The sequence below is a fragment of the Mycobacterium sp. PS03-16 genome, assembly GCF_004570325.1.
In the GTDB taxonomy this organism is placed as follows: Bacteria; Actinomycetota; Actinomycetes; order Mycobacteriales; family Mycobacteriaceae; genus Mycobacterium.
In genome coordinates this window covers 178,304-189,844 of sequence record NZ_SPQO01000002.1, presented here as the reverse complement: position 1 = coordinate 189,844, position 11,541 = coordinate 178,304, and the positions used below count along the sequence as shown (strand labels likewise).

12 protein-coding genes are annotated in these 11,541 nt (G+C 69.8%); 9 read left to right on the top strand and 3 right to left on the bottom strand.

All coding sequences use genetic code 11. The features are described from left to right. Window positions 1-5 precede the first annotated feature (5 nt). From E4P42_RS02450 to E4P42_RS02410, 9 genes are all read left to right on the top strand, one after another. Complete coding sequence (locus E4P42_RS02450) at window positions 6-860, top strand: TatD family hydrolase (protein ID WP_135122753.1); 855 nt, start codon at window positions 6-8, stop codon at window positions 858-860. 93 nt (window positions 861-953) lie between these two features. Continuing rightward, on the top strand, window positions 954-2,081 hold the full coding sequence (locus tag E4P42_RS02445) for a resuscitation-promoting factor (protein ID WP_135122752.1): 1,128 nt from the start codon (window positions 954-956) through the stop codon (window positions 2,079-2,081). Continuing rightward, window positions 2,078-2,962, top strand: coding sequence for a 16S rRNA (adenine(1518)-N(6)/adenine(1519)-N(6))-dimethyltransferase RsmA (gene rsmA, locus E4P42_RS02440; RefSeq protein WP_135122900.1), 885 nt, complete (start codon window positions 2,078-2,080; stop codon window positions 2,960-2,962). The genes E4P42_RS02445 and rsmA overlap by 4 nt, the downstream gene beginning before the upstream one ends. A gap of 50 nt (window positions 2,963-3,012) precedes the next feature. Further along, window positions 3,013-3,981, top strand: a complete 969-nt coding sequence (locus E4P42_RS02435) for a 4-(cytidine 5'-diphospho)-2-C-methyl-D-erythritol kinase (protein ID WP_135122751.1) — start codon at window positions 3,013-3,015, stop codon at window positions 3,979-3,981. 346 nt (window positions 3,982-4,327) lie between these two features. Next, a complete protein-coding gene (locus E4P42_RS02430) occupies window positions 4,328-5,962 on the top strand; it encodes a fatty acyl-AMP ligase (RefSeq protein ID WP_135122750.1) in 1,635 nt (544 codons plus the stop codon). A 113-nt stretch (window positions 5,963-6,075) separates the two neighbouring features. Then, entirely contained in the window at window positions 6,076-7,032 is a 957-nt protein-coding gene (locus E4P42_RS02425; protein WP_135122749.1) for an ATP-binding cassette domain-containing protein, read from the top strand. Continuing rightward, a complete protein-coding gene (locus tag E4P42_RS02420) occupies window positions 7,029-7,874 on the top strand; it encodes an ABC transporter permease (protein ID WP_135122748.1) in 846 nt (281 codons plus the stop codon). Before E4P42_RS02425 ends, E4P42_RS02420 begins: the two co-directional genes overlap by 4 nt. Before the next feature lie 78 nt (window positions 7,875-7,952). Further along, a complete protein-coding gene (locus E4P42_RS02415; protein WP_135122747.1) occupies window positions 7,953-9,008 on the top strand; it encodes an epoxyqueuosine reductase in 1,056 nt (351 codons plus the stop codon). 136 nt (window positions 9,009-9,144) lie between these two features. Beyond that, window positions 9,145-9,456, top strand: a complete 312-nt coding sequence (locus E4P42_RS02410; RefSeq protein WP_135122746.1) for a GlsB/YeaQ/YmgE family stress response membrane protein — start codon at window positions 9,145-9,147, stop codon at window positions 9,454-9,456. A gap of 49 nt (window positions 9,457-9,505) precedes the next feature. Here E4P42_RS02410 and E4P42_RS02405 read toward each other — a convergent pair whose 3' ends face one another. The 3 genes from E4P42_RS02405 to E4P42_RS02395 all read right to left on the bottom strand — a co-directional run bounded on the left by E4P42_RS02405 (window position 9,506) and on the right by E4P42_RS02395 (window position 11,396). Beyond that, entirely contained in the window at window positions 9,506-10,033 is a 528-nt protein-coding gene (locus E4P42_RS02405) for a DUF488 family protein (RefSeq protein ID WP_135122745.1), read from the bottom strand. 94 nt (window positions 10,034-10,127) lie between these two features. Continuing rightward, window positions 10,128-10,706, bottom strand: a complete 579-nt coding sequence (pth, locus tag E4P42_RS02400) for an aminoacyl-tRNA hydrolase (RefSeq protein ID WP_135122744.1) — start codon at window positions 10,704-10,706, stop codon at window positions 10,128-10,130. A gap of 6 nt (window positions 10,707-10,712) precedes the next feature. Next, window positions 10,713-11,396 (bottom strand): 50S ribosomal protein L25/general stress protein Ctc, encoded by a 684-nt coding sequence (locus E4P42_RS02395; protein ID WP_135122743.1) that lies wholly within the window; start codon window positions 11,394-11,396, stop codon window positions 10,713-10,715. Between the last annotated feature and the right edge of the window lie 145 nt (window positions 11,397-11,541).

Here is an 11,541-nt window from a genome sequence, read left to right as displayed (position 1 = left end):
ATGGTGTGGGCGTGAGTCGCTCGAACCGTCCGGCGCCGCCGGCGCCTGAGCCGCTGGCCCCGCTGGTCGACGCGCACACCCATCTCGACGCGTGCGGCGCCCGCGACGGTGCGGGCGTGCGGGAGATCCTCGACCGGGCCGGTGCGGTCGGGGTGCGGGCGGCCGTGACCATCGCCGACGATCTGTCTTCCGCGCGCTGGGTGACCGAGGCGGCCGGCTGGGACGACCGCGTGTACGCGGCGGTGGCGTTGCATCCCACCCGGGCCGACGCGCTGACCGACGACGCGCGCGCCGAACTCGAGCGCCTCGCCGCGCATCCGCGGGTGGTTGCGGTCGGGGAGACCGGAATGGATCTGTACTGGCCCGGCAAGCTCGAGGGCTGTGCCGAACCCGCGGTGCAGCGCGACGCCTTCGCATGGCACATCGAGCTGGCCAAACGCACCGGGAAACCGCTGATGATCCACAACCGCGACGCCGACGCCGCGGTGCTCGACGTACTGACCGCCGAGGGCGCCCCGCCGACGGTGATCTTCCACTGCTTCTCGTCGGACGCCGCGATGGCCAGGACGTGCGTGGAGGCCGGATGGGTGCTCAGCCTGTCCGGCACGGTCAGCTTCCGCAACGCCGCCGCGCTGCGGGAGGCCGCCCACCTGATCCCCGCCGAGCAGCTGCTGGTCGAGACCGACGCGCCGTTCCTCACCCCGCACCCGTACCGGGGCGCCCCCAACGAGCCGTACTGCCTGCCCTATACGGTGCGCGCCCTGGCCGAGCTGCTCGACCGACCCGCCGAGGAGCTTGCTCGGCAAACCGCGGCGAACGCGGTCCGGGTCTACGGCCTGGACGCGAGTTGCTGCCAGTGAACGGTTTCGTTACCGTCTTGTGATCGAATACGGCTCGGCACTGTTGCCTGCCGTACGCTTGCCGTTTCACCGATAACGGGGATACACCGGATCTTGATTGCTCTACAGAGACTGCATGAGGCGCGTTCGCCCATGCTTCGCCTCCTGGTGGGCGCGTTGCTGCTGACGCTCGCCGCCGCCGGAGGTGTCGCCGTCGCCGCCCACAAGACCGTCACGCTGACCGTCGACGGGACGTCGATGACCGTGACGACGATGAAGTCCCAGGTGATCGACGTCGTCGAGGAGAACGGCTTCCAGGTCGACGAGCGCGACGACCTGCACCCCGCCGCGGACGCCTCCGTCGGCCCGGCCGACACGATCGTGCTGCGGCGCAGTCGTCCCCTCGACATCTCGCTGGACGGTCAGCGCAGCCAGCAGATGTGGACCACGGCTTCCACCGTCGACGAAGCGCTGGCCCAGCTCCAGATGACCGACAAGGCGCCGGCCGCCGCGTCTCGGGGTAGCCGGGTGCCGCTGGGCGGAATGTCGCTGCCGGTCGTGAGCCCCAAGACCGTCCAGATCGACGACGGCGGCGTGGTCAGCACGGTGCGGCTGGCCGCCCCGAATGTCGCCGGTCTGCTGGATGCGGCCGGTGCCCCGCTGCAGCAGCGCGACACCGTGGTGCCGGTCGCCTCGTCGCCCGTGGTCGACGGCATGCAGATCAAGGTGACGCGCATCCGCATCGAGAAGATGACCGAGCGGTTGCCGCTGGCGCCGACGAACAAGCGCATCGAAGACGTCACCCTCAACATGAGCCGGCAGATCGTCGAAGACGCCGGAACCCCCGGTGTTCAGGACGTCACCTTTGCCATTTCGAAGGTGAACGGTGTGGAAACGGGCAGGCTGCCAGTAGCCAATGTCGTTGTTGAACCTGCAAGGGAGGCCGTCCTGCGGGTCGGCGCCAAGCCCGGCACCGAGGTGCCGCCGGTGCGTCAGGGAGCCACCTGGGACGCCCTCGCGCAGTGCGAAGCGGGAGGCAACTGGGCCATCAATACTGGTAACGGATATTACGGTGGCGTCCAATTTGATCAAAACACCTGGGAGCGCAACGGCGGTTTGAGGTATGCTGCCAGGGCGGATCTGGCGACCCGTGAAGAACAGATCGCGATTGCTGAGGTCACGCGGGCAAGGCAGGGTTGGGGTGCCTGGCCCACGTGCAGTGGAAGAGTGGGGGCGTCCTGACCATCCGACTACTCGGGCGGACCGAGATACGGCGCCTGGCGAAGGACATCGACTTTCGCCCGCGCAAGTCCTTCGGACAGAATTTCGTCCACGATGCCAACACCGTGCGCAGGATCGTCTCCGCGTCCGGTGTGCACCGACATGACCACGTTCTCGAGGTGGGTCCCGGGCTCGGTTCGCTGACCCTGGCCCTGCTGGACCGGGGTGCGCACGTGACCGCGGTCGAGATCGACCCGCTGTTGGCGCAGCAGCTGCCGACCACGATCGCCGACCACTCGCACAGCGAGATCAACCGGCTCACCGTGCTCAACCAGGACATCCTGACCCTGATGCCGTCGGACCTGGAGAACCAGCCGACCGCGCTGGTCGCGAACCTGCCGTACAACGTCGCGGTGCCCGCGCTGCTGCATCTGCTCGCGGAGTTCCCGACGATTCGGTCGGTCATGGTGATGGTCCAGGCCGAGGTCGCCGAGCGGCTCGCCGCCGAACCCGGCGGCAAGGACTACGGCGTGCCGAGCGTCAAGGTGCGCTACTACGGCAACGTCCGGCGCTACGGCATGGTCTCGCCGACGGTGTTCTGGCCCATCCCGCGGGTGTACTCCGGGCTGGTCCGGATCGACCGCTACGAGACGTCGCCGTGGCCCACCGACCCCGGCTTCCGCGCCCAGGTGTTCGACCTCATCGACATCGCGTTCGCGCAGCGTCGCAAGACCTCGCGCAACGCGTTCGCCGAGTGGGCGGGTTCGGGCAACGAGTCGGCGCGCCGGCTGCTCGCGGCCAGCATCGACCCGTCGCGTCGCGGTGAGACGCTGGGCATCGCCGACTTCGTCCGGCTGCTGCAGCGGTCCGGGGAGTCCGAGGAGCAGGTCCGCGTCCTGTAGCGCGGCCGGCCCGGGTTTGCGGCACCCGAGTGCGGCGATAGTGTCGTTTCGTGCGTGACGGCAACACCGCCTCCGAGTGGGTTCCCACCGGATCGGTCACCGTGCGGGTTCCGGGCAAGGTCAACCTTTTCCTGGCTGTCGGCGAGCTGCGCGACGACGGTTATCACGACCTCACCACGGTGTTCCATGCCGTCTCGCTGCTCGACGAGGTGACGGTCTCCACCGCCGACGTGCTGTCGTTGGAGATGTCCGGTGAGGGCGTCGAGCATCTGCCCACCGATGCGCGCAATCTGGCGTGGCGGGCCGCGGAGCTGATGGCCGAACACGTCGGACGGGCGCCGGACGTGGCGATCTCGATCGAGAAGTCGATCCCCGTGGCGGGCGGAATGGCCGGCGGCAGTGCGGACGCCGCGGGCGTACTGGTCGCCATGAACCACCTGTGGGAACTCGGCGTGCCGCGCCGGGACCTGCACGCGATGGCCGCCGAACTCGGCAGCGACGTCCCGTTCGCGTTGCACGGTGGCACGGCGCTGGGTACCGGCCGCGGCGAGGAGCTGGCGACCGTGCTGGCGCGTTCCACGTTCCACTGGGTGCTCGCGTTCGCGCACGAGGGCCTGTCGACGCCGAAGGTGTTCGGTGAACTCGACCGGCTGCGCGCCATCACCGACGGCAGCCGGGCACAGCCCGAGCGGCTGGGCGATCCGGAACCGATGCTGGCCGCGCTGTCGTCGGGTGACCCGCGCCGGCTGGCGCCGCTGCTGGGTAACGATCTGCAGGCCCCGGCGCTCAGCCTGTACCCGGAACTGCGCCGCACCCTGCGGGCCGGCCTGGACGCCGGCGCGCTCGCCGCGCTCGTATCCGGATCGGGGCCGACGTGTGCGTTCCTGTGCCCGTCGTCGCCCGCGGCGATCGACATCGGTGCCCAGCTGGCCGGCGCGGGCGTGTGCCGCACGGTGCGGGTGGCCAGCGGGCCCGTGCAGGGCGCCCGGGTGGTGCCCGCGCCGTCGCCGTCGCGGTAGCCCAAACCGCTGCGGTGGACGCCGAGCCGTTGCGGCGGCAAAGTGTGACGCAGGCCTCAATCAGCCGTTTGGTTTGGCAGTTACTTAAGGGTTCTTTAAGATGAGTCGCGGTGAAAACTAGCGGTCGTGCAACGGACGCGTGTCCTTTCCCCGCCGGCCACTCCGGCGGGTACCGGACCGCACCGCATCGTTCGGCCGCACCCCCAACCACGGACCGGGCCTCCCGCCCAGCACCGTTTCGATACCCAACTGCTCCCCAATCGTGTGCGCGCGCCTACTGGGCGGCGTCATCGGACAAGCGGAGCATGAGAAGCCGGGCAGTGACGCCGGTCCCCAGGAGGATGTCGTGAGCAGGTTCACCGAGAAGATGTACCGCAACGCGCGCACCGTGAACACCGGCATGGTGACCGGCGAGCCGCACGAGCCCGTCCGCCACACCTGGGGTGAGGTGCACGAGCGGGCCCGGCGCATCGCCGGCGGCCTGGCCGCGGCCGGCATCGGACTCGGCGACGCGGTCGGCGTGCTCGAGGGACTTCCCGTCGAGATCGCCCCGACCGCGCAGGGCGTGTGGATGCGCGGCGCCAGCCTGACCATGCTGCACCAGCCGACCCCGCGCACCGACCTGGCGGTCTGGGCCGAGGACACCCTCACGGTCATCGGGATGATCGAGGCGAAGGCCGTCATCGTCGGCGAACCGTTCACCGCCGCCATCCCGGTGCTCGAGGAGAAGGGCATCACGGTCCTCACGGTCACCGACCTGCTGGCCGCCGAGCCCGTCGACCCCGTCGAGGTCGGCGAGGACGACCTCGCGTTGATGCAGCTGACGAGCGGCTCCACTGGATCTCCGAAGGCCGTGCAGATCACCCACCGCAACATCTACTCCAACGCCGAGGCGATGTTCATCGGCGCCGAGTACGACGTCACCAAGGACGTCATGGTCAGCTGGCTGCCCTGTTTCCACGACATGGGCATGGTCGGCTTCCTCACCATCCCGATGTACTTCGGCGCCGAGCTGGTCAAGGTCACGCCCTTGGACTTCCTGCGCGACACGCTGCTGTGGGCCCGGCTGATCGACAAGTACAAGGGCACGATGACGGCCGCGCCGAACTTCGCGTACGCGCTGCTGGCCAAGCGGCTGCGCCGCAACGCCACCCCGGGTGACTTCGACCTGTCCACGCTGCGGTTCGCGCTCTCGGGCGCCGAGCCGGTCGAACCGGCCGACGTCGAGGATCTGATCGACGCGGGCCGGCCGTTCGGCCTGTCGCCCGAGGCGATCCTGCCCGCCTACGGCATGGCCGAGACCACGCTGGCGGTGTCGTTCTCCAAGTGCGGCGCCGGCCTGGTGGTCGACGAGGTCGACGCCGACCTGCTGGCCGCGCTGCGCCGCGCCGTCCCCGCCACCAAGGGCAACACCAAGCGGCTGGCCACGCTGGGCCCACTGCTGGAGGGCCTGGAGGCGCGGATCATCGACGAGCAGGGCAACGTGATGGCCGCGCGCGGCGTCGGCGTCATCGAGCTGCGCGGTGAGCCGCTGACCCCCGGCTACATCACGATGGGCGGCTTCGTGCCCGCCCAGGACGAGCACGGCTGGTACGACACCGGCGACCTCGGCTACCTGACCGAGGAAGGCCACGTCGTGGTGTGCGGCCGCGTCAAGGACGTCATCATCATGGCCGGGCGCAACATCTACCCGACCGACATCGAACGCGCCGCCGGCCGCGTCGAGGGCGTGCGCCCGGGCTGTGCGGTGGCGGTCCGGCTCGACGCAGGCCACTCGCGCGAGACCTTCGCGGTCGCGGTGGAGTCGAACGCCTGGCAGGACCCGGCCGAGGTGCGCCGCATCGAGCACCAGGTCGCCCACGAGGTGGTCGCCGAGGTCGACATGCGGCCGCGCAACGTGGTGGTCCTCGGGCCCGGCACCATCCCGAAGACCCCGTCGGGCAAGCTGCGCCGCGCCAACTCGGTCTCGCTGGTCACCTAACCCGCCGAGCAGACGCAAAAGTGCCCGAAACCGCCGCGTTTCGGGCACTTTTGCGTCTGTTCGCGCAGAAAGTGAATGGCCGGGTGTCGTAGCGCACCGCTACCGTCGGGGGCATGACCCTGGCGATCGAGGCCGTCGATCTGGTGAAGCGGTTCGGTGACCACACCGCCGTGGACCGGGTGAGCTTCGCCGTGCCCGAGGGCACGGTGCTCGGCCTGCTCGGGCCCAACGGCGCGGGCAAGACCACGACGGTGCGGATGATGACCACGCTGACCGAACCCACCAGCGGCACCGCCCGCGTCGCCGGGTTCGACGTGCGCACCCAGCCCGACGAGGTACGGCGCAACATGGGGCTCACCGGCCAGGTCGCCACCGTCGACGAGCTGCTCACCGGGCGCGAGAACATCCGCATGATCGGGGGCCTGTACGGCATCCGGCGCAAGGAGCTCGCCCGCCTCGGTGACGAGCTGCTGGAACGGTTCGCGATCGCCGACGCCGCCGACCGGGTGGTCAAGTCGTACTCCGGCGGGATGCGCCGGCGCCTCGACCTGGCGGTCAGCCTGCTGGCCGCGCCGCCGGTGCTGTTCCTCGACGAGCCGACCACCGGGCTCGATCCCCGCAGCCGCAGCGATTTGTGGGACGTGCTGCGCGAACTCGTGCAGGGCGGCACCACGCTGCTGCTCACCACCCAGTACCTCGAGGAGGCCGATCAGCTGGCCGACAACATCGTGGTGATCGACAAGGGCCGCATCATCGCCGAGGGGTCGCCGCTGGAACTCAAGCGGCAGGCCGGCAACGCCAGCCTGGTGGTCACGGTGGCCGACGGGGACTCCCTCGCCGCCGCCGAGGCCCTGCTGGCCAAGACCGGCGCCGAGGTGTTCGTCGACGCCGGCGCGCGCCGGCTGACCGCCGCCGCCGACGGGCTGGCCGACATGGTCCGCGTCGCCGGCTGGCTGCGGGACAGCGGCATCGACGTCGACGACATCGGCCTGTCGCGGCCCAGCCTCGACGACGTGTTCCTCTCCCTGACCGGACACCGCACCGACGACGAACAGGAGGCGGGCGTATGACCGCCGTCGCCCCGCAGCTGCGCGACCAGACACAGCGCCCGCGCACGCATCGCACAAACCTCGCGCAGCAGTCGTGGATCATGGTCAAGCGCAACATGATCCACACCAAGCGCATGCCCGAGATGCTCAGTGACGTCACCGCGCAGCCGATCATGTTCGTGTTGCTGTTCGCGTTCGTGTTCGGCGCCTCGATCAACACCGGCGGCCCGTCCTACCGGGAGTACCTGCTGGCCGGGATCCTCGCGCAGACCATCGTGTTCTCGGCGTTCGTGGTGGCCTCCGGGATCACCGCCGATGTCGAGAAGGGCATCATCGACCGGTTCCGCAGCCTGCCGATCTCACGGTCGTCGGTGCTGATCGGCCGCAGCATCGCCAGCATCATCCACTCCTCGCTGGGTGTGGTGGTCATGTCGCTCACCGGCCTGGCCATCGGGTGGCGGATCCGCGGCGGCATCGCCGAGGCCGTGCTGGCGTTCGCGCTGCTGCTGTTGTTCGGCTTCGCGATGGTGTGGTTCGGCATTCTCATCGGCTCGCTGATGCGGTCGGTGGAGGCCGTCAACGGCGTCATGTTCACCGCGCTGTTCCCGGTGACGTTCCTGGCCAACACCTTCGTGCCGACCGAGCCCATGCCGCACTGGCTGCGCGTCATCGCCGAGTGGAACCCGGTGTCGTCGCTGGCGCAGGCGATGCGCGAGCTGTGGGGCAACGGGGGACCGGCCGCACCCGATGCGCAGCTGCCGCTGCAGCATCCGGTGCTGTCGACGATCCTGTGGTCGCTGGCGCTGACGGCGGTCTTCGCGCCGTTCGCGCTGCGTGCCTACGCGCGCCGCACGGCCGGCTGAGGCACCCGGGGCGGGCGCCGGCGCATCGGGGCGCGACCGGGCGGCCCGAGCTGAGTATGACAAGCTATACTCAGCTGCATGACGCTGCACGACGCCACGGTTCCGAAGCTGCCCGCCAAGCTGGCCGCCCATCCCACAGTGCAGGCCGCGCTGGCCCGGCCGCCGAAGCGCCCGGGTGTCCTCGATGCCGCCTGGTTACGCAAGATCTGTCTGGAGGCGGGTGCCGACGACGTCGGGTTCGCCGCGGTGGACAACCCGGACCTGGCGTCCGAACGCGACCACGCCGACGCCGCGTTGCCCGGGGTGCACAGCTACCTGTCGCTGGTGGTGCGAATGAACCGGGACAACGTGCGCTCGACCGCCCGCAGCGTGGCCAACCAGGAGTTCCACCGCAGCGGCGAGATCATCAACGAAGCCGCGCACCGCATCACCCGGGCACTGCAGGATGCCGGGCACCGGGCGTTGAACCCGTCGGCGACGTTCCCCATGGAGATGGACCGCTATCCCGGCCGCATCTGGGTGGTCGCGCACAAACCCGTCGCGGTGGCGGCCGGACTCGGCGCGATGGGTATCCACCGCAACGTCATCCACCCGCGGTTCGGCAACTTCATCCTGCTCGCCACGGTGCTTGTCGACGCCGCGGTCTCCGAATACGGTGCGCCGCTCGACTATTCACCGTGTCTGGAGTGCAAGCTGTGCGTCGCCGCGTGCCCGGTGGGGGCGATCGGCAAGGACGGCGAGTTCGACTTCGTCGCCTGCTCGGTGCACAACTACCGGGAGTTCATGGGCGGCTTCACCGACTGGGCGCAGACCGTCGCCGACAGCGCCGATGCCGAGGAGTTCCGCAGCCGGGTCAGTGATTCCGAGAACGCGTCGATGTGGCAGAGCCTGTCGTTCAAGGCCAACTACAAGGCGGCGTACTGCCTGGCGGTGTGTCCGGCCGGCGAGGACGTCATCGAGCCCTACCTCACCGACCGCAAAGGCTTCATGGACCTGGTGCTCAAGCCGTTGCAGGACAAGCGCGAGACGCTCTACGTGTTGCCGAATTCGGCGGCCCAGGCGCACGCCGAGCGGCGGTATCCGCACAAGCCGGTCAAGATCGTCGACAGCGGGATCCGCAACCGCACGCGCTGAACCGGCGCGGGATTCGCAGCGTTGGCCCAATTGTGGCCCAATCGTTGTTTTGACCGTGGCGGTCGTGCGGTACCCGTCTTCAGGTCTATGGCTGCCGGATGGCGGTAGACCTGACAACGAGGTAGGGAGATGTTTGATGGACGTGCTCGCGACTACTGAGATTCTCGCCCGCTCGTCGACGTTGACCAGCGTCGGCTGGATCGGCTACATCATCATCGGCGCGATCGCCGGATGGATTGCCGGGAAGATCATGAAGGGCAGCGGGTCCGGTCTGCTGATGAACATCGTGATCGGCGTCGTCGGGGCGCTGCTCGGCGGGTTCCTGTTGAGCTTCTTCGTCGACACCGCCAGCGGCGGTTGGTGGTTCACACTGTTCACTGCGATCCTCGGAGCGGTGCTCCTGCTGTGGATCGTGGGGAAAGTGCAGGGTCGTCGCCGGGTGAGCTGACGGACATGCCCCGGGCCGGGGTGAGCGCCCGGCCCCAGGGCGTTGCACGTCAGGTGCCGTCCCACACGACGTAGCCGTCGGCGCGCACCCGCGCACCCTCGGCCACCGGATGGGGGACCGGGGCCCCGTCGTGCATGAGATGGGTGGTCGGTGCGCCGAAGCGCAGCACCGCGACGTCGGCGACCAGCCGACGGTGGCACCGCCACCACACGCTCTCACTGCACATGACCGCCACGACGTGATCGACGCTGTCGGAGAGCACCTCCCGCAGCGCCGCGTCGAATTCGGCGGTGCGCGTGTGCGCGGCGTAGGCGGCGAACTGCTCGACGCGCCACCACGGATCCTCGCGCGGTTCGTCAGCGGCCAGGCGGCGCCGCCCGCCGAGCCGCTCGTCCCACCGATAGTCGATGCCGGTGGCGGGCAGCCACCGGGGGAGGGCGTCGCGCGCCACATCGGGATTGGCGCGGCTGCCGGGGAAGCGGCGGATGTCGACCAGGCTCCGGACCCCCGCGCCGGTCAACAGCGCCGACAGCGCCTGGCGGTCGAGCCGCCCGTGGCCGACGGTCACCAGCGGCATGTCCACCCGCCCCCGCGAGCAGACGCAGACTCGCACGAATCCGCCCGGAAAAGCGCGACTTTGCGTCTGCTCGTGCGGAAGAACGAGGGCATGCTCAGCCCCAGGCGTGCACGATGTTCTGGGCCGGCTCCAGGCCCTGGGCGATCAGCAGCTCGGTGGCGTCGGCGGCCTGCTCGCAGATCGTCGGCACCTCGGGACGCTCAGTCGCGGTGAAGGTCTCGAGCACGAATGTCGCCGGCTCTTTACGCCCGGGTGGGCGTCCAACGCCGACGCGGACCCGCTGATAGTCCTTGGTGCCCAGCGCGGCGGCGACCGACTTGAGGCCGTTGTGCCCGGCGACGCCGCCCCCGAACTTCAGCCGGATCCGGCCGAAGTCGATGTCGAGTTCATCGTGGATGACGATGACGTCGGCCGGGGCGATCGAATAGAACTTCGCCAGCGGGCCGACGTGGCGGCCCGACTCGTTCATGTAGGTGCGCGGTTTGGCCAGCACCACCGACCGGCCCGCGAGCCGGCCGGTGGCGACCTCCGCACCCGATTTGCGGTGTGTCTTGAAGGCCGAGCCCAACCGGCCGGCCAGCAGGTCGGCGACCATGAAGCCGAGGTTGTGCCGGGTTTTGGCGTAGTTGGGCCCGGGGTTGCCCAGGCCCACCACCAGCAGGGGCTCGGCCATCGAGTCCTACTCGGCCGGCTTCTCGTCGGCCGGCTGCTCGCCCTCGCCCTCGGCCTCGGCTTCCCCTTCGGCGGCCTCGGCGGCCTGCTCCTCGAGCGACGCGCCGCCACCCTCGGCCTCGAGCTCCTCGGCGGTCGGGGCGGTCACGACGTTGACGACCAGCAGCTCGGGGTCGGACACCAGGGTCACGCCCGACGGCAGCTCCAGTTGGCCGGCGGTGATCTGCGTGCCTTCCTCGGCGCCCTCGACCGACACGGTCAGGCCCTCGGGGATGGACAGCGCCTCGGCCTCGATCTCGACGGCGTTGGCCTCCTGGGTGACCAGCGCGCCCGGGGTGGCCTCGCCCTCGACGGTGACGGTGACCTCGACGGTGACCTTCTCCCCGCGGCGCACCACCAGCAGGTCGGCGTGCTGGATGTTGCGGCGGATGGGGTGGATGTCGAGCGACTTGGTCAGCGCGAGCTGCTCTGTGCCGTCGATGTCGAGGGTCAGCACCGCGTTGGTGCCGCTGTGGCGCAGCACGGCGGCGAAGTCGTGACCGTCGATCTCGAGGTGCTGCGGCTCGGTGCCGTGGCCGTAGAGCACCGCGGGGACCTTGCCCTCGCGGCGGGCGCGGCGCGAGGCGCCCTTGCCGGTCTCCGTGCGGACCGCGACGGACAGCTTGGTCGTGGGGGCCGAATTCTTGGCCATGATGTCTTGCTCCTGTATGCCGGTGATATCGCACGGCGGGGATCGCAAGAGCGTGAACGCAGTGTTCCCGTCGATAACGGTGGTCGAGCCACCCTCGCCGTGATGCGTCGTCGAGGCTACCGCACCCGGCCGGGACCGACGAAAT